The organism is Gallaecimonas mangrovi, assembly GCF_003367375.1.
Taxonomy (GTDB): domain Bacteria; phylum Pseudomonadota; class Gammaproteobacteria; order Enterobacterales; family Gallaecimonadaceae; genus Gallaecimonas; species Gallaecimonas mangrovi.
On record NZ_CP031416.1, the window covers coordinates 1,624,894 to 1,641,568 of the forward strand.

At 54.0% G+C, this 16,675-nt stretch carries 17 protein-coding genes; 10 read left to right on the forward strand and 7 right to left on the reverse strand.

The features are described from left to right. Window position 1: 1 nt before the first annotated feature. The 5 genes from DW350_RS07725 to pspF form a co-directional block, all read right to left on the reverse strand. A complete protein-coding gene (locus DW350_RS07725; RefSeq protein ID WP_115718310.1) occupies window positions 2–1,003 on the reverse strand; it encodes a peptide ABC transporter ATP-binding protein in 1,002 nt (333 codons plus the stop codon). After that, window positions 1,003–1,896 (reverse strand): ABC transporter permease subunit, encoded by an 894-nt coding sequence (locus DW350_RS07730; RefSeq protein WP_115718311.1) that lies wholly within the window; start codon window positions 1,894–1,896, stop codon window positions 1,003–1,005. Before DW350_RS07730 ends, DW350_RS07725 begins: the two co-directional genes overlap by 1 nt. Then, a complete protein-coding gene (locus tag DW350_RS07735) occupies window positions 1,883–2,914 on the reverse strand; it encodes an ABC transporter permease (protein ID WP_115718312.1) in 1,032 nt (343 codons plus the stop codon). Before DW350_RS07735 ends, DW350_RS07730 begins: the two co-directional genes overlap by 14 nt. Continuing rightward, complete coding sequence (gene sapA, locus DW350_RS07740) at window positions 2,914–4,524, reverse strand: ABC transporter substrate-binding protein SapA (RefSeq protein WP_115718313.1); 1,611 nt, start codon at window positions 4,522–4,524, stop codon at window positions 2,914–2,916. The genes DW350_RS07735 and sapA overlap by 1 nt, the downstream gene beginning before the upstream one ends. Window positions 4,525–4,625: 101 nt before the next feature. Continuing rightward, complete coding sequence (gene pspF, locus DW350_RS07745; protein WP_115720590.1) at window positions 4,626–5,678, reverse strand: phage shock protein operon transcriptional activator; 1,053 nt, start codon at window positions 5,676–5,678, stop codon at window positions 4,626–4,628. 171 nt (window positions 5,679–5,849) lie between these two features. Here pspF and pspA point away from each other — a divergent pair, with 171 nt between their 5' ends. The 8 genes from pspA to tyrR all read left to right on the forward strand — a co-directional run bounded on the left by pspA (window position 5,850) and on the right by tyrR (window position 12,585). Then, a complete protein-coding gene (gene pspA, locus DW350_RS07750; RefSeq protein WP_115718314.1) occupies window positions 5,850–6,515 on the forward strand; it encodes a phage shock protein PspA in 666 nt (221 codons plus the stop codon). A 12-nt stretch (window positions 6,516–6,527) separates the two neighbouring features. Continuing rightward, window positions 6,528–6,764, forward strand: a complete 237-nt coding sequence (gene pspB / locus DW350_RS07755; RefSeq protein ID WP_115718315.1) for an envelope stress response membrane protein PspB — start codon at window positions 6,528–6,530, stop codon at window positions 6,762–6,764. Between the two features lie 17 nt (window positions 6,765–6,781). Continuing rightward, window positions 6,782–7,162, forward strand: coding sequence for an envelope stress response membrane protein PspC (gene pspC, locus DW350_RS07760; protein WP_115718316.1), 381 nt, complete (start codon window positions 6,782–6,784; stop codon window positions 7,160–7,162). A gap of 44 nt (window positions 7,163–7,206) precedes the next feature. Next, window positions 7,207–8,604: a YcjX family GTP-binding protein gene (locus tag DW350_RS07765; protein ID WP_115718317.1), complete on the forward strand. Its 1,398-nt coding sequence runs from the start codon at window positions 7,207–7,209 to the stop codon at window positions 8,602–8,604. Next, window positions 8,601–9,632, forward strand: coding sequence for a TIGR01620 family protein (locus tag DW350_RS07770; RefSeq protein ID WP_115718318.1), 1,032 nt, complete (start codon window positions 8,601–8,603; stop codon window positions 9,630–9,632). Before DW350_RS07765 ends, DW350_RS07770 begins: the two co-directional genes overlap by 4 nt. 151 nt (window positions 9,633–9,783) lie before the next feature. Beyond that, complete coding sequence (phhA, locus tag DW350_RS07775; protein ID WP_115718319.1) at window positions 9,784–10,584, forward strand: phenylalanine 4-monooxygenase; 801 nt, start codon at window positions 9,784–9,786, stop codon at window positions 10,582–10,584. Between the two features lie 10 nt (window positions 10,585–10,594). Further along, on the forward strand, window positions 10,595–10,927 hold the full coding sequence (locus tag DW350_RS07780) for a 4a-hydroxytetrahydrobiopterin dehydratase (protein WP_226911412.1): 333 nt from the start codon (window positions 10,595–10,597) through the stop codon (window positions 10,925–10,927). 107 nt (window positions 10,928–11,034) lie between these two features. Beyond that, window positions 11,035–12,585, forward strand: coding sequence for a transcriptional regulator TyrR (gene tyrR, locus DW350_RS07785; protein WP_115720591.1), 1,551 nt, complete (start codon window positions 11,035–11,037; stop codon window positions 12,583–12,585). A 23-nt stretch (window positions 12,586–12,608) separates the two neighbouring features. Here the strand turns inward: tyrR and DW350_RS07790 are convergent, their stop codons facing one another. Together DW350_RS07790 and DW350_RS07795 are read right to left on the reverse strand one after the other, a co-directional pair. Further along, complete coding sequence (locus DW350_RS07790; protein WP_115718321.1) at window positions 12,609–13,082, reverse strand: nuclear transport factor 2 family protein; 474 nt, start codon at window positions 13,080–13,082, stop codon at window positions 12,609–12,611. Next, window positions 13,082–13,660, reverse strand: coding sequence for a TetR/AcrR family transcriptional regulator (locus DW350_RS07795; RefSeq protein ID WP_115718322.1), 579 nt, complete (start codon window positions 13,658–13,660; stop codon window positions 13,082–13,084). Before DW350_RS07795 ends, DW350_RS07790 begins: the two co-directional genes overlap by 1 nt. A 191-nt stretch (window positions 13,661–13,851) precedes the next feature. Between DW350_RS07795 and DW350_RS07800 the strand changes: the two genes are divergently transcribed. Together DW350_RS07800 and DW350_RS07805 are read left to right on the forward strand one after the other, a co-directional pair. Beyond that, the gene (locus DW350_RS07800; protein ID WP_115718323.1) at window positions 13,852–14,802 is read left to right on the forward strand and encodes a GlxA family transcriptional regulator; all 951 of its coding nucleotides are present in this window, start codon (window positions 13,852–13,854) and stop codon (window positions 14,800–14,802) included. 169 nt (window positions 14,803–14,971) lie between these two features. Further along, window positions 14,972–16,402, forward strand: a complete 1,431-nt coding sequence (locus DW350_RS07805; protein ID WP_115718324.1) for an ATP-binding protein — start codon at window positions 14,972–14,974, stop codon at window positions 16,400–16,402. Window positions 16,403–16,675 lie beyond the last annotated feature (273 nt).

Sequence of the window (16,675 nt, forward strand, 5' to 3'; positions counted from 1 at the left end):
GTTACTCCTCCATGTTAATGGGGTAATGGCAGGCAAAACGATGGCCTTTTAAATCTTTGACCGGCGGTTTTTCCACGCATTTTCGCTGCGCCCGTGGGCAGCGTGGCCCCAAGCGACAACCGGTGGGCAGGTGCTGCAATGGCGGAATGGAGCCGGGCAGGGTATGCAAGTGTGACTTGTGTTCTAAGCCTTCGTCAAAGTGCGGAATAGAGCGCAACAATGCCTGGGTATAAGGGTGATGGGGGCTTTTCAAAATGCTTTGGGTTGGCCCGGCTTCCACGGTTTGCCCCGAATACATCACGGTAATGGCGTGGCTCCATTTGCTGATGGATTCCAGGTCATGGGTTATCAGCAAAACCGACATATTGCCAAGCTGGTTTAGCTTGGCCAATAAGCTAAAAATCCGCGCCTCGGTGGTCACTTCCATTTGCGCTGTTGGCTCATCGGCGATCAACAGCTTAGGGCCACTGGCAATCGCCATGGCGATCATGACCTTCTGGCAAAGGCCTTCCGACAGCTCGTGGGGGTAACTATCAAGCACCCTTTTGTGCATGGGAATACCCACCCGGTGCAGCAGCGCTTTGGCTTCCTGGTGGCGCCAGCGGTGGCGGCCGTAAAGGTTCCAAAAGGGTACCGGGCATTGCTCGTGGGGCAGCACTTCGCAAAGCTGGTCCTGAATTTTCAGCATCGGGTCCAGGCAGCTCATGGGTTCTTGGAAGATAAACCCCAATTCTTTACCAATAAGCTCGCGGCGGTCTTCTATGGGAAGATCAGACAGCTCGACGCCTTTCCAGTGCATACGGTCGGCATGCACATGCCAGCTATCGCTTTGCAGTCCCAATATCGCTTTGGCAACCAAAGACTTACCGGAACCCGATTCCCCTACCAGGCCCTGGATCTCCCCTTCGTTAATAAGCAGGTTAACCTTTTCCACCGCCTGTACTCGCCCCTGTGGGGTGTCTAAGGAAATGGTGAGGTTACGAATATCCAACAGGGCACTCATTACTGCTCCATCCGCGCGTTAAGGGCTTGGCGTAGGCCATCACCCACCAGGTTTACTGCAATAACGGTGGTCAGCAGTGCTACCCCCGGCAAGGTAATGGTCCACGGTGCCAAATAGGCCAAATCAGTGGCGCCAGCCAGCATGGTTCCCCATTCCGGCAGTGGTGCTTGGGCGCCCAGGCTTAAAAAGCCAAGGGCACTGATATCCAGCACTGCCGCCGACAGCGCTAACGCATATTGGTGAACGATAGAGTCGGCGATGTTGGGCAAAATTACGTCCCACAGCAGCCGAAAGCGGCTAACACCGTCCAGGCGGGCGGCCACCACATATTCTTTTTCCATCTCGGAAACCACGGCATCGTGGGTGCTGCGGATAAACTGCGGTACCAGTGCCAGCCACACCGCCAGCAGCGCCGCTTCCATGCCCGGGCCCTGAATGGCCACAAAGAAAATGGCCAGCAATACCGATGGAATAGAAAGCAGGGTGTCGAGAAAGTGATGCAGTATCGAGCCTTGCAGGCCCTTTAACGTGCCCGATATCGCCCCTAACACAACGCCAATCAGCCCGGCACCGGTTACCACCAGCAGTGCTGAGCCAAAGGTCAGGCGGGCACCATAAAGCAGCCGTGACAGTAAGTCGCGGCCCAAGTCGTCGGTACCAATAAAGTAATCCACGTGGCCGTTTTGGTCCCAGCTGGGGGGTATCAAGAGGGCATTGGGGTGCTGTAATTCTGGGTCAAAGGGGGCCACCCAAGGGCCAGCAATGGCAGCCAACAGCAGGCCAATTACGATATAGAGCCCGACCATGGCCTGGGGGCTTTTTCTGAACGCACGCCAGGTATGAACCAATGGCGAGGGAATGCGCTCTTCGGCGTAAAGGTTAGGACTCAGCATGGATGCGTTTTCGATGTAATGGGTCGAGCATGGTAAAGACAATATCGGTTACCACACTAACCAGAATAACAAAGCTGGAGATCAGCAGCAGACAGCCCTGAATAACCGGGAAATCCCGAGAATAAATACTGTTTATCAGGTAATTACCAATACCCGGCCAATCAAATATGTTCTCGGTAATAATAGCGCCGGAAATAAGCGCCGCGATTTGCAGCCCCAATAAACGGCCCACCGGTAATAGCGCATTATGCAGGGCGTGGCGCTGCACCACCTTCCACATTGACCAGCCCCGGGCCCGAGAGGCGCGAATGTAGTTCTTTTTCAACACCTCTTTGAGTGAGGTGCGGGTAAGCCGCGCCACTACGGCGGTTGGAATGGTGGCCAGCACCACCGTTGGCATCACCAAATGCGCCAAGGCGTCGCGCATCGCTTCCAGACGATAAGGCACGTGCGACAGCCAAATATCCACCAGTAAAAAGCCGGTTTTCGCCGGGATCTCATAAAGCAGGCTGATACGGCCCGATACCGGCAACCAACCCAGCTTTAACGAGAACAGCATCACTAAAATCAGCGCCCACCAATAAATGGGAATGGAATAGCCAAAAAGGGCAATGCTTTGAACTGCGTAGTCGGTGGCGGATTTTCGGTACATGGCCGCAAAAGCGCCAGCCGGAATGCCAATAAGCAGCGCCAGGAACATCGCACTTAAAATCAATTCCAAGGTGGCGGGTAAGGTGCGCAGCAGCGCCGGCATCACCGCTTCGCCGCTGGCCAGCGAATAACCCCAGTCACCCATAAATATGCGCTTTAGGTAATAACCAAACTGCACCACGTAGTTGTCGTCTAAGTGGTAATGCGCCCTAAGCGCGGCAATTTGCCCAGGCCCCAAGCCGTCGGTGTTGGCAACGTGGCTAAGGGCATTACCCGGGCCAAGGTGGGTCAGGCTAAAGGCGACAATAGCCAGTAATAAAAAGGTGATAACAAACAAATTAATGCGGCGGATAACGTAAGACAGCACTACTTCACCCTCCGAGCCTTGGCAAAACTAATGGCCCCGTAGGCGCGCAGGCGCACCCCTTCAATGTTGCTGCGGGTTGCCAAAAAGCGCAGGCCATGGGCAATAGGAACAACCGGCATGGCGTCATGGAGGTATTGCTGGGCCTTAATGTAATAGGCTTTGCGTTTATCGCGGTCGGTGGTCAGCAGTGCCTTGGCCAAAATGGCGTCAAAGTCTGGGTCGCACCAGTTGGCCCTGTTGTTACCGCTGGCTAAGGCCGCGCAGGTTAAGGTTGGGCTGAAAAAGTTATCGGGGTCGGTGTTGTCGGCTGACCAGCCAATCAGCACCGAGTCATGCTCGCCACGGGCTAGGCGGCGGCGAAAGGTGTTCCAGTCATAGGTAATGATGCGCACTTTGACGTTGATCGCCGCTAAGTCCGACTGAATCAGTTCGGCCATTTTGCGGGCATTGGGATTGTAAGAGCGTGATACCGGCATCGCCCAAACATCGAGGTTAAAACCGTGCTCAAGGCCGGCGTCAGCTAATAGCTCCCGCGCCTTTTTAAGGTTTTGGGTCATTGGCGGCAGCGAGCTGTCGTAAGCCCAAGAGCTTTGTGGCAGCAACGAATTGGCTGGCGAGCCGGTGCCGTAATACACCGCCTGCATCATGGTTTTTTGGTCAATGGCCAGCGCCAAGGCATGGCGCACTTTCGGGTCGTTCAGCGGTGGGCGCTCGGTATTTAATGCCCAAAAGCCGACGTTAAGGCCGGGTTCGGACTGCAATTTAAGGTTTTTATTTTTCTTTATTTCACTGAGCTCTGAGGCCAGCGGCAGCGCCATAACATCACATTCGCCGGTTACCAATTTCGCCAGGCGCCGCGAGCTTCGCTTGGTGATATCAAAAATCAGCGGGTTAACGTCTACCGGCCCATCCCAATAATCGGGGTTGGCCTTGAAGCGAATAAAACTGTCTTTGCGGTAGCCTTCAAAGATAAAGGGACCAGTTCCCACCGGTTGGGTGTCGATGCGCTCTGGCACCCCTTGTGCCAGCAATTGGTTGGCATACTCGGCCGACAGTATTACCGCGTAGTCGGTGGCGATATTAGATAAAAATGAGGCGTCGGGGCGGTTTAGTACAAAGGTGACTTGGTAGTCGTTGTCTTTGATGATGTCATGCAGCAAAGAGCCCATGCCGATGGCATCAAAAAACGGGTAGTCGCCACCAGAGACATTATGAAAGGGGTTATTAACGTCCCACTGGCGGCGAAAGCTAAACAGCACATCGTCGGCATCGAAATCACGGCTGGGTTTGAAATAATCGGTGGTTTGGAAATGCACGCCGCGGCGCAACACAAAGGTATAGCGCAAGCCGTCGCTGCTCATATGCCAGCTTTTAGCCAGCCGCGGGATCACATCGCCGGTTTTCGGGTCGATATCAATCAACCGATTGTATAGCTGGTTGGCGGTTGCATCGGCGGTAGTGCCGGACGTACCGAGCTGCGGGTTAAAGGTTTCTGGGTTGCCTTCTGAGCAATACACCAGCCCCTGTTGTACCAGGCTCTTATGATTGTCGGAACACGCACAAAGCAACAAGCTCAGCATGCCCAACACCAAGACGCGATTAGCCAGCATAACCGATGCCGTCATTCGATGTTAAAGAACAGGGGGCGAACTCTACCACTGTTCTGGCTGTGCTACCAACCACTGCATCTTTACTTGCCGGCGCGCTCATGTCAGTTCTCATCCACACCCAATAATTCGTATTTACGCAGTATGCCCCGCAATTGGTGATAGGTCAGCCCTAGGGCGTCGGCACTGCGCTTTTGGTTATATTGGTTGGCCTTGAGCGCTTCCGTCAGCACCTGTATCTCAAACTCTTGGGTTACGGTTTTAAAATCAATAGGAAAGCTTAGGTGCGGCGCTGCGGTGGTGGGTGGTGCTTTGGCCGCGCCTGCTGGCGGTGGCGCCACTTGCCGGTCCAAGGTGCGCACCGCGCCGCTTGGCCGCCAGGGGGATTCAAAAGGGTCAAGAATAATGTGGTGTACCGGCAAATCCGGGTTGTTGTGGCGATACACCGACCGTTCCACCACGTTTTTCAGCTCCCGCACATTGCCGGGCCAAGCATAGTCCAGCAGCAGTTGCTGGGCCTTTTTGGTAAAGCCAGAGAACAGCGGCTGTTCTAACTGGCGAGCCATATTAATGGCGAAGTGTTCGGCTAACAGTAAAATGTCGTCTCGGCGCTCGCGAAGTGGCGGCAGGGTAATAACATCAAAAGCCAAACGGTCTAGTAAATCGGCCCGAAAAGCACCTTGCTCGGCAAGGCTGGGCAGGTCTTCGTTAGTGGCGCAGACCAGGCGCACATCCGATTTCAGGGTTTGGCTGCCGCCAACGCGCTCGTACTCGCCATATTCAATGACCCGCAGCAGCTTTTCTTGGATAAGGCCGGAGGTGTTAGCCAGCTCGTCCAAAAACAAGGTGCCACCATCGGCACGTTCAAAGCGGCCACTATGGCGCTTACCGGCGCCGGTAAAGGCGCCCGCTTCATAACCAAACAGCTCTGACTCCAACAGGTTTTCGTTCAAGGCTGCGCAGTTGAGCTTTAAGTAGCTTTGGTCCCAACGGCTAGACAAAAAGTGCAGCCGTTCGGCAATCAGTTCCTTACCGGTGCCCCTTTCCCCTATGATAAGCACCGGCTTATGTAGCGGTGCGGCCCGAGACACTTGCTCCATTACTTCAAGAAAGCTGTTGGCCTGGCCGAGCAGGTTGTCGTGTTTTCTGGTCGCCATGGTGGTCAATTTCGCCAAATAGTGGTTGAACTTATGATAAGCCAATTTGTGCAACGAAATTCAAACATAATTTTCTATTAAAATTCAGTGTGTTATATTTTTTGGCAAACTGGCACGCATTTCGGATAGGGAAGAGCAAGGAACTTTCTTATCTCAGACGAGGAATATGAAATGGGTATTTTCTCTCGCTTCACAGATATCGTGAATGCCAACCTGAATGCCTTGCTGGACAAGGCTGAAGACCCGGAAAAAATGGTGCGCCTGATCATTCAGGAAATGGAAGACACCCTGGTTGAAGTGCGTTCTTTGTCTGCCAAGGCGCTGGCCGAGCGCAAAGATTTAGAGCGTCGCATTGCCAAGCTGGCCGAAAAAGCTAACGACTGGCAGGCCAAAGCCGAGCTGGCGCTCAGCAAAGACCGTGAAGACTTAGCCAAGGGCGCACTGATTGAAAAGGGCCGGGCTGAAGAAGCCATGACCACCTTGCAGAGCGAGCTTATCCATGTCGAAGAGTCTATCGCCAAGCTGAGCGAAGAAATTGGCCAGCTCAACGAAAAGCTCACCGATGCCCGCAGCCGCCAAAAAGCCATTGTGCTGCGCAAGCAATCGGCGCAAACCCGCCTGGATGTGCGCAAGCGTTTTGACGGTGCCAAGGTGGAAGACACCATGGCCAAGTTTGACCAGTACGAGCGCCGCATTGACGATATCGAAGCCCAGGTCGAAGCTTATGACTTAGGTAAAGGTAAATCACTGGACGCCGAATTTGCTGCCCTGGCCGCCGATGAAAAGGTCAACCAGGAACTGGACGCCCTTAAAGCCAAGATGGCTAAGAAAAAATAACAGGAGTGAATAATGGAGGACGTGCTGCAGTTGCTCATAGCCCCCATCATCATTTTCATGGTGATAGTGGCGCCAATATGGCTCGTCCTGCACTATCGCAGCAAACGCCAGGTAGGGCAGGGCTTGAGCGAAACGGAAAGGGCGCAATTAATGGCGCTGTCGCAAACCGCTGAAAAAATGGCAGACCGTATTGCCACCCTTGAGCGGCTCTTGGACGAAGAAAGCCCCCAGTGGCGCAATAAAGCGTGATAGGCAGGAGAAGCACCATGAATAACGGTTCCCGCACCTTGTATCGTTATCCCGACGAGGCCCGCTTTGGCGGCGTTTGTGCCGGTATTGCTCACTACTTTAACCTAGAAACCTGGCTGGTACGGGTGTTGGTGGTAGCAGGTGTTATTTTGTCGGGTTCGTTCTTTTTCGTCGCTTACTTTGCGCTGTGGTTTATTTTGGAAAAGGCTCCGGTTAAAGCCAGCAGTGAAAAACCGGTGCAGCTGAAAAACCAAGTTTGGCAAGCCGGCGAGCCGCCGCGCCAGGCGGTAAAAGATCTGAATGAACAGTTCTCTCGGCTTGAAAAAAGGCTGCGAAGCTTGGAAAGTCATGTAACGTCCACGGAATTTCAGCTTAACCGGCAAATTAGCCGTCTCTAAGCTGACAGCAAATAGCGAAAGGCGCCTGTGGGCGCCTTCTTGTTATGGGAATAGCAATGCACGGCAGCGATACACTCAAACAATTGGCCAGAACCGCCACCGACACCCTCAAAAGAGGCCTTAACCAACATGTAAGGCTGGCGGTTACCGGCTTGTCGCAGGCGGGCAAAACCGCCTTTATTACCTCGCTTACCGACCAACTACTCCATGGCAGCCCTCGGCACTTGCCGTTTTTCCCGGTTCAGGCCGAAGGGCGTTTTCTCGGCGCCAGGGAGGTGCCACAGCCGCACCCGTTACTGCCGCGCTTTCGTTACCGGGAAAACCTCGCATCGCTGAAAGCCGAACCACCGCAATGGGGGCCGTCAACCGCTGGCATCAGTGAGCTGCGGCTGCACCTTAAATACAAACCCGACAGCGGTTTGCGCGGCTTTTTCGGGGAGCCGGTGACGTTGGTGCTGGATATTGTTGATTACCCCGGTGAATGGCTGCTGGATTTAGCGCTGCTTGAAACCGATTACGCCAGCTGGAGCGCGCAGCAGCGCCAATTACTTAGCCAGGCACCGCGGGCGGCCCTGGCCGGTAACTGGTGTGTCGATGCCGAGCTTTTTTGCCAGCAAGGCGCCTTAGATGCGGTGCAAACCGAGCAACTGGCAGAGCGTTACGCCGGTTTACTTAGTGATTTTCGACAGCAGCTTGGCCTTTATTACCTGCAACCGGGCCGCTTTTTATTACCCGGCGAATTAAAAGGGGCGCCGGTGCTGGCCTTTTTCCCCTGGCTGACCGAAGGCGGTGAAGACACGGCGCTTTTTAAGCATCTTGAGAAGGTCTTTGAGCAATATAAAAGCGAGGTGGTAAAGCGCTTTTATAAAAATCATTTTGCCAATATTGACCGGCAAGTGGTGTTGGTTGACACCTTGGCGGCGCTTAACCATTCCCGCGCGGCGTTTTTAGATTTGCAGCTAGCCCTTACCGATATTCTGAAAAGTTTTCAGTACGGCAAAAGCAGTTTGTTGTCGCGGCTTTTTTCGCCGCAAGTCGATAAGGTGCTCTTTGCCGCGACCCAAGCCGACCGTTTAACCCCTGACCAGCGCCCGGCGCTATCAAGCCTGCTTAGTGAGCTGATTAGCCCGGCGCTGGAACCCATGCGTTATGCCGGCATTGACGTGGGGGTTGAAACCCTGGCCGCGGTTTGTACTACCCAGGCCGGTAGCGGCCAGCTAGATGGGGAGAACTTGCCTTGCCTGAAGGGCCGTCTTGACGACGGCCGGCAAGTTACCTTGTTCCCAGGCGATGTGCCATCGTCGCTGCCGCCCTCAACCTTTTGGCAGCAACAAGGTTTTGCCTTCCCGGCATTTGCGCCGCCCCTTGGCCTTAACTCGCCACTGCCCCACCTGCGCATGGATAAAACCCTGGCCTTTGTTCTTGGAGACAAACTCAAATGACCTTAAGACTCAGTCGTTTAGTTGAAGACAATCCAGAGCCGATATCCCTGCGTCTGGCCGCTGAAATTGCCGAGGATGATTTTGTGCCAGACCGCGAAGGCGAACCCGAGCAGCAAGTCAGCCAGGCGCTAAGTGGCAAGCGCCGCCCCTGGCTGGTGTGGGGGCTTATCTTTTTGCTGCTGGGCGCCATTGGCCAAACTGGGCTTTGGCTCTATGAGCTTTGGCAAACGCTGCCGGTACTGGCGGTATTGTTTACCCTGGCCACGGTGCTGTTGGGCGCCGGGGCATTAAGGGCGCTTTTTCGTGAGTGGCTGGCGTTAAGACGCCTTAAAAGACTCGAGCGCGATAGTGCCAGGGCCGCCAACGCCGACACCGGTGACAAAGCGCTAACGGTACTTGAGCACAGCATGAAACTGCGGGGCCTTCATAACAGTGCCGCCATGGTGCAGTTTTTAAGCGAAGTGGGCAGCCACGACAGTGGTGAAGAGGTGCAAGGGCGCTTTCGTCAGCGGGTGCTTAGCGAACTGGACGACAAGGCGCAGGTGCTGGTGCGCCGTTATGCCTTGGAAGCGACCGTGATGGTGGCCGTTAGTCCTTTGGCGCTCACCGACATGGCCATCATTGCCTGGCGTAACCTGCGGCTTATCCGTGAGGTGGCCAAGGTCTACGGCTTGCAATTGGGGTATTGGAGCCGGGTGCGGTTAGTGCGGCAAGTGTTTATTAACCTGATTTATGCCGGTGCCTCAGAGCTGGTGGTGGATATTGGTATGAGCACCTTCGGTGCCGACTTATTAGGTAAACTTTCCGGCCGGGCAGCGCAAGGGTTAGGGGCTGGGTTACTCACGGCACGCCTTGGCTGGCAAGCCATGCGCCTTAGCCGCCCGCTGCCGATGGACGCGCACGAAAATAAGCGCCTTGGCAAAGCCCGCGCCCGTTTGTTGGTGGATATGGGCAAAGACTTGATGAAGCTACCGGGCATGGTGCTGGGCCGTAAAAAGGCCTCGGTGGTGGTGGAAGACGATGCTTAATAGCGGTTTTAGGTTGAATAAAATCAATTTGTTAAGCTCTTTTGTAATCATTTTTTTACGGCTGTAAATAAAGCCATCCATCGTGGAGTGCTTTGTAGCCTGGCCGTCACTCAGTACAGTCAAGTTAGGTTTGCAACTAGCAGCACTGACTATGACAAAAGGCACCAGCTACCAATCGAAAATGCCAGGGCCTGATGGGGTTATCCATTACACGGTCGAAGAAAATGCCATTTGGCAAACATTGGTTGAGCGCCAGTTGGCCTGTATTGAAGGCCGCGCCTGCCAGGAATACCTCGACGGTTTAGCACTGTTAAATTTGCCTACACAGCGGGTACCGCAGCTTAGCGAAATTAACGCAGTGCTGGCCGACACCACTGGTTGGCAAGTGGCCCAGGTGCCAGCGCTCATTCCCTTCGATGAATTTTTTGCACTGCTGGCCAGTAAGCGCTTTCCGGTGGCCACCTTTATTCGCCGCCGTGAAGAACTCGATTACCTGCAAGAGCCGGATATTTTTCACGAGATCTTTGGCCATTGCCCGCTACTGACCAACCCCGATTTTGCCCACTTTACCCACCTTTACGGCCAGCTGGGCCTTAATGCCAGCAAAGAAGCGCGGGTGTATCTGGCCCGGCTTTATTGGTTTACCGTGGAATTTGGTTTGGTCAATACCAACAAGGGGCTGCGCATTTATGGCGGCGGCATTTTATCGTCGCCCGGAGAAACCCATTATGCGTTGAGTTCAAGCAAAGCTGAGCGCAAACCCTTTGCTGCATTAGATGCGCTGCGCACCCCTTATCGCATCGACATCATGCAGCCGGTCTATTATGTGCTTGATAACGTTGCCCAGCTTTTTGATGTTGCCCAGCAGGACATCCTGGCTTTGGTGGATACTGCCAAAGCGCTGGGGCTCTATGAACCCAAATTCCAACCAAAACAAAAACAGGCCAGTTAAGGAGAATGATGTGACACTTGCCAGCCAAGAATGTGAAGCCTGCAAGGCCGGTGCTCCCAAGGTTAGCGATGACGAGTTAAACGCTTTTATGAAACAGCTGCCGGACTGGACACCGGTTGCCCGCGACGGCGTCTTGCAACTGGAACGGGTTTTTAAGTTTAAAAACTTCAAACAAGCCTGGGCCTTTGGCAACAAAGTGGCCGAACTTGCCGAAGCCGAGTTTCATCACCCCGGCATTTTAATGGAATGGGGACAGGTGACCGTCACCTGGTGGACCCATGCTATTGGCGGTTTGCACAAGAACGATTTCGTTATGGCCGCCAAAACCGACACCTTGTTGTAAAACGCCAGCGAACACACAAAAAAACAATGCCGCCCTTGGGCGGCATTTTCTTTATACGCCAGGGCGTTATATCATCACCGTCCTTGGAAAAGCCCTTTGTGAGCACCATGCGTCTGGAGATCTTTTGTGAGGACAGGCCGGGAATAGCCCGGGAGGTCCTGGACATTCTTGCCGAACGGCACATTGATTTGCGCGGTATCGAAGTTGATCCGGTCGGGAAGATGTACCTGCATCTGCCGGACTTGAGCTTTGATGAGCTTAAAACCCTGCTGCCGGCTATCCGCCGCATCAACGGGGTGGAAGATGTGCGTACCACGGCCTTTATGCCAACTGAGCGCGACCATTTTGAGTTAGCGACCTTATTGCAAACCTTGCTCGATCCGGTGATTTCGGTGGATGCCAAGGGCCGCATTCTGGTGATAAACCCGGCGGCAGCCAAAATCTTAAAAGGCGAAGTGGCTGAGCTACAGGGGCAGTTGCTGTCTAATTGGCTAAATGGTTTTAACCTGCAGCGCTGGCTGGAAAGTGACGACCCGGCGCCGCTGAGCATGCTGGTAAAACTGGGTGGTCAGCGCCTTTTAACCGACTTTTTGCCTATTTGGGTTACCGATGAACAGCATCGCCTAACCCTGGCAGGGGCCGTGGTTACCGCAAAAACCCCTATCCGGCCAGTGGGACTTTATACGCCCGCCACACCCGAATCGGTGTCAATGGAAACCATTCAAGCCCATTCATCGGTGATGAAAAAGCTGCTGCGCCAGGCAAAGAAGCTGGCACAGTTAGATGCGCCACTGCTTATTCGCGGTGAAACCGGCACCGGCAAAGAGCTGCTGGCAAGGGCTTGTCATGAAACGTCGCCCCGCCACCAAAAGCCATTTTTGGCGCTGAATTGTGCGTCTTTGCCCGATAACGTTGCCGAAAGCGAGTTGTTTGGTTACGGCCCCAATGCCTTTTCTGGCGCGGCGGCCAACGGTAAACGCGGCGTGTTTGAAGTGGCCGATGGCGGCACCGTCTTTTTGGATGAAGTGGGAGACTTGGCACCATCCATTCAGGTGAAGCTGCTGCGTTTGCTGCAAGACGGCACCTTCCGCCGGGTGGGGGACGAAGTCGAGCGCAAAGTGAATGTGCGCATCATTTGCTCAACCCAGCGCGATTTAGAAGCATTGTGCCAGCAAGGACAATTTCGCCAAGATTTGTTCTATCGGCTAAATGTACTGAGCCTGGTACTGCCACCGCTTCGGGAACGCAAAGAAGATATTTTGCCGCTGGCGGATTTGTTCTTAAGCCGCCACAGCGCCGCCATTGGCCGTGAAAAGGTCCAGTTGTCGCAAGCCGCGCAAAACCTGCTGGCCAACTACCCATGGCCTGGCAATATTCGCCAGCTTGAAAACAGCCTGCTGCGGGCGGTATCGCTCTTGGAAGGCGGCAGCATCGAGCCTAAACACCTGGAACTGCCCAGCCAGACACCGTCGGTCAGTTTGGGGGATGCGGCCTTGGAAGGCACCCTCGATGAAGTCATGAAGCGTTTTGAAAAGGGCCTGTTGGAAAGGTTGTATCCAGCTTACCCGTCTTCTCGGCAGTTGGCGAAAAAACTGGGGGTGTCTCACACCGCTATTGCCAACAAGCTGCGCGACTACGGCATTAACAAGAAAAAATAAGGCGGCCTAGGCCGCCTTATTTTTTAAAGCCCCAGCTCTGAAAGCCCTGGGTGGTCGTCGGGCCGGCGCCCTTGTGGCCAGTGGAATAAGCGGTCTTTTTCGTCGATGGCGACATCGTTAATAGAGGCGTGGCGATGGGTCATCAGGCCGTTTTCATCAAACTGCCAGTTCTCATTGCCATAAGAGCGAAACCAGTTGCCCTTGGCATCATGCCATTCATAGGCGTAACGCACGGCAATACGATCCTCGCTATAGGCCCACAACTCTTTGATTAAGCGATACTCCAATTCTTTGGCCCACTTTTGGCTAAGAAAATCCTCGGCTTGCTGGCGGCCTTCGACAAAGGTGCCGCGGTTACGCCAGCGAGTATCCAGGCTGTAAGCCAAGGCCACCTTGGCAGGGTTACGGCTATTCCAGCCATCTTCGGCCAGACGGATTTTTTCAATGGCGCTTGCTTTGGTAAAAGGCGGCAAAGGGAGCTTTTGTTGCTCGGTCATCAGATGGACTCCTGGCAGTAGGTATCGAGCAGCAGGCGTGCGATGTTTTGGGCGCGCTCAGCGGCTTTGGTGTCGTTGAAAATCAGGGCTTGGGTAATGGCGCCGTCGATGAGCAGCAGCAACTGTTGCGCCAATGGCTCGGGGGCTTTAACGGCGAGCTGCTGGCAATTACACAACAACAGCTTTAGCAGCTTGGTTTTATGCTCTCTGGCTACTTGGCGCACCGGGTCGTCATGGCTGGCGACTTCACCAGCGGTATTGATAAAGGCGCAGCCATTAAAATCGTCGTGCCCAAACCAGCTATCTAACACCGCAAAGGCGCCAAGCAGACGCGCCCGGGGGCCATGAAAGCGCGCGACATTTTCTTCAAACCATGCCATCCAGCGGATGTCCCTGCGCTCAAGCGCGGCGGCAATCAAGTTGTCCTTGTTACCAAAGTGCTTGTAGAGGGTGCGCCTTGATACGCCACTGTCTTTGACAATGGCATCCATACCGGTAGCGGCGATACCGCCCCGGTAAATCAGCTTTTCGGTGCTGGCCAGCAATTTGGTTGCTGGGCTTTCAGTGTCAGTGCTCATATCGCAATAGGGTGGAACAATCGTTCTACACTGGCAATAAACTTTGTGCTGTAGTTCAACAAACCATCGATATGCACTCACGGCGGGTCTTACTCGCTGATTAGTATTATCGCAATGGATAACTGTTCTCATTTAGCAGTTGACGAACAAGATAATGTCGAAAATAAAATGCCAGGTAGGAGGGCAGGACCATGAAAACCGTCGCATTTTTGATTTTTTCAGATGTGATGATGCTGGATTTTTCGGGCCCTGCTGAAGTCTTTGCTGTTGCGAATCGTTATCTGCCTGAGCAAGAGCAGTACCTCATTCAAACCATTGGCGCTGAAGACGGTTTAATCACGGCATCAAACGGTGTCGCTATCCAGCCACAACTCACGCTAGCGCAAGCCCAGCATGCCTTTGATTTGTTGCTCTTTCCGGGGGGGCCAGGCGCCTACGATTTTGGTCATCCTCAATGGGTGCCCTGGGTGAAAAGTGCTACCGCCAAGGCAGGGCAGTTTGCCTCTATTTGCACTGGCGCCTTTTTGCTGGCTGAGGCGGGGCTGCTGAAGGGGCGGCGCGTTACCACCCATTGGCGTTATTTAGAGCGCTTAGCCAAACGCTGTCCTGAAGCGCTGATAGAAAACAACCAGCTTATTGTTCAAGACCATAAATTTCTAAGTTGTGGCGGTATTACTGCCGGCATCGATTTGGCGTTATTTATCGTTGAGCAGCATCATGGCCATGAATTGGCGCTTAAGGTGGCCAAGGTGCTGTTGGTGGTGATGAAACGGCAAGGCGGCCAGGCGCAGTTCAGCCCACTGCTGGCGGAGATAAGTAATGAAGATAATCCGATAAGCCAGGTTCAGCGCTATGTTGTTGACCATTTGCACGACGATTTTAGCGTTGAAAAAATGGCGGCGATGGCGGCAATGAGCCAGCGGCATTTTAGCCGTAATTTTCAGCGGCAAGCGGCAATGACGCCGATGGAGTTCGTACGGGCCGCGCGGGTAGATGAGGCAAGAGTTTTATTAGAAACCAGTCAGTTGCCTTTGAAAACCATTGCTTTTGAATGTGGTTTTAGTGGCCCAAGACAGCTACGGCAGCATTTTCTGGAGTGCCTGGGGATAACCCCGGCTCAATATCGCAGCCGTTTTGGCTAGTGATGGCCGAAATGGGAATCATTTTGGCCGGATTTGGCCTAATTGTATGACCAATTTCGGTGATAAGTGGATTAAAAAAGAGATTCGAGTCCACTAACAAGAGGAGGCACCGTGACGAGCAAGGCTTAGGTTGAGCCTCTGATGCCAAGCTCTTAGGGTGCACAACAGCATGGATATACCCACCAGCCTTCCGAGCGAGGCCTTACGTTTTGGGCCTTTTGTGCTTTATCCGCAGCAACGCCTGTTGCTGGAGAACGGCCGTCAAGTGGACCTTGGCGGTAAGGCCATGGACTTACTCTTGGTCTTTTTAGAACATCCAGGCCAAACCCTGAGTAAAACGCAATTGATGGCCAAGGTGTGGCCAACCACCATTGTTGATGAAATATCGGTGCGGGTACATATGGTTGCGCTGCGAAAAGCCTTGGGCGAGAGTCGGCGCAAAGAGCACTATATTTTAACCTTGCCGCAGCAGGGGTATCGTTTTGTTGCTGAGGTTGCATTGCTGCAACAGGCCGCTGCCGAGGAAGCCAAAACGCCGGCTAATTTACCGGCGTTACTCAATGCCACCTTGGGAAGAGAAACGGAAACCGCCGCAGCTGTTAGGTTGCTAAGTAGCAGGCGAATGCTGACCCTTATCGGCCCAGGCGGCATTGGTAAGAGCACCGTTGCGATTAGGGCCAGTGAACGTGTTAGTGACCATTTTGCCGATGGCATTCATTTTCTTGATGTATCGCAGCTGCCTGAACAAATCGATTTGGCGATGGCGCTGACCCACAGCTTAGCGCTGGATACACCGCATCAGTTGCCCCGTTTTTTTGAACCCTTACAAATGCTGCTGGTGCTCGATAACTGTGAACCACTGGTAGAGCAATGTGCCCACTTGGTGGAGCGGCTGATGCGCCTAGCGCCAAGGTTAACGGTGTTGGCGACCAGCCGGGAACCTATTCGGGCCGAAGCCGAGTCGGTGCTGCATCTTGGGCCTTTGCCTTATCCGGTTGCCTGCGACCGACTGTCGCCTACCGAGGCAATGGACTACGCCGCTATCGCCCTTTTTGTCAGCCGCGCACAAGCAAAAATGTCGGGTTTTGAACTAACGAGCGATAACCTTTCGCAAGTTAAAGCGATTTGCCGCCGCCTTGACGGCATCCCCCTGGCCATAGAGTTGGCGTCGGCCAATGTTGACGTGCTGGGGCTTGGCGGCTTGTGCGCGCAGCTTGACCAGGGTTTATTGCTGTTAGGCTATGGCCGGCGCAATGCCCAGCAGCGCCACCGCACCTTAGAGGCCACTCTGGATTGGAGCTATGGCCTGCTGAGCCCGCAGGAGCAGCTTTGTTTTCGGGTGTTGGCGATGTTCAGCGGTGCCTTTTCGCTGGGGCAAGCCATGGACGCCTTCCACTTTGACGAACAAGCGCGTTGCCGGCTGCTGCAAGACATCACGCAGCTGGTCAATAAATCGTTGCTAGAGGCTGATAGCGGCGGCGAGGTCGCCAAATACCGCTACTTGGATACCACCCGCAGCTATGCGCTGGACAAGCTTAAAGAATGCGAACAAGGCCAGATGCTGGTGGGGATGACTGAGCCACTGACGGCCCACTACTAGTGGGCATGCTTAATGGGTAAGCGCCGTTAAGCACGATTTTTAACAGCGATTAACTGGGCAGTATTGGCCTGTTGTTTAACCATAAAAAGACCGGCGCGGATGAAGGCTGCCTCACTCAGCTTTTGTCGGCCGGTATCCTCCGGCCCCCAGTGGGCCCTTCCCCTAACGTGTGTTTAGCCGGCAATAGCCGGCTTTTTTTATGGTGCTAAAAAGCGGTGGTGCTGTTGGATTTTGTTGGCCCAAGGGTAACGCGAATTAACAGGCTTTAACTCG

Coding starts and splice junctions, on each gene's coding strand:
- pspC (WP_115718316.1), top strand. CDS start 6,782: ATGAATAACGGTTCCCGCACCTTGTATCGTTATCCCGACGAGGCCCGC.
- DW350_RS07730 (WP_115718311.1), bottom strand. CDS start 1,896: ATGCTGAGTCCTAACCTTTACGCCGAAGAGCGCATTCCCTCGCCATTG.
- phhA (WP_115718319.1), top strand. CDS start 9,784: ATGACAAAAGGCACCAGCTACCAATCGAAAATGCCAGGGCCTGATGGG.
- pspF (WP_115720590.1), bottom strand. CDS start 5,678: ATGGCGACCAGAAAACACGACAACCTGCTCGGCCAGGCCAACAGCTTT.
- DW350_RS07770 (WP_115718318.1), top strand. CDS start 8,601: ATGACCTTAAGACTCAGTCGTTTAGTTGAAGACAATCCAGAGCCGATA.
- DW350_RS07800 (WP_115718323.1), top strand. CDS start 13,852: ATGAAAACCGTCGCATTTTTGATTTTTTCAGATGTGATGATGCTGGAT.
- pspA (WP_115718314.1), top strand. CDS start 5,850: ATGGGTATTTTCTCTCGCTTCACAGATATCGTGAATGCCAACCTGAAT.
- DW350_RS07725 (WP_115718310.1), bottom strand. CDS start 1,003: ATGAGTGCCCTGTTGGATATTCGTAACCTCACCATTTCCTTAGACACC.
- DW350_RS07765 (WP_115718317.1), top strand. CDS start 7,207: ATGGGAATAGCAATGCACGGCAGCGATACACTCAAACAATTGGCCAGA.
- DW350_RS07805 (WP_115718324.1), top strand. CDS start 14,972: ATGGATATACCCACCAGCCTTCCGAGCGAGGCCTTACGTTTTGGGCCT.
- sapA (WP_115718313.1), bottom strand. CDS start 4,524: ATGCTGGCTAATCGCGTCTTGGTGTTGGGCATGCTGAGCTTGTTGCTT.
- DW350_RS07795 (WP_115718322.1), bottom strand. CDS start 13,660: ATGAGCACTGACACTGAAAGCCCAGCAACCAAATTGCTGGCCAGCACC.
- DW350_RS07790 (WP_115718321.1), bottom strand. CDS start 13,082: ATGACCGAGCAACAAAAGCTCCCTTTGCCGCCTTTTACCAAAGCAAGC.
- tyrR (WP_115720591.1), top strand. CDS start 11,035: ATGCGTCTGGAGATCTTTTGTGAGGACAGGCCGGGAATAGCCCGGGAG.
- pspB (WP_115718315.1), top strand. CDS start 6,528: ATGGAGGACGTGCTGCAGTTGCTCATAGCCCCCATCATCATTTTCATG.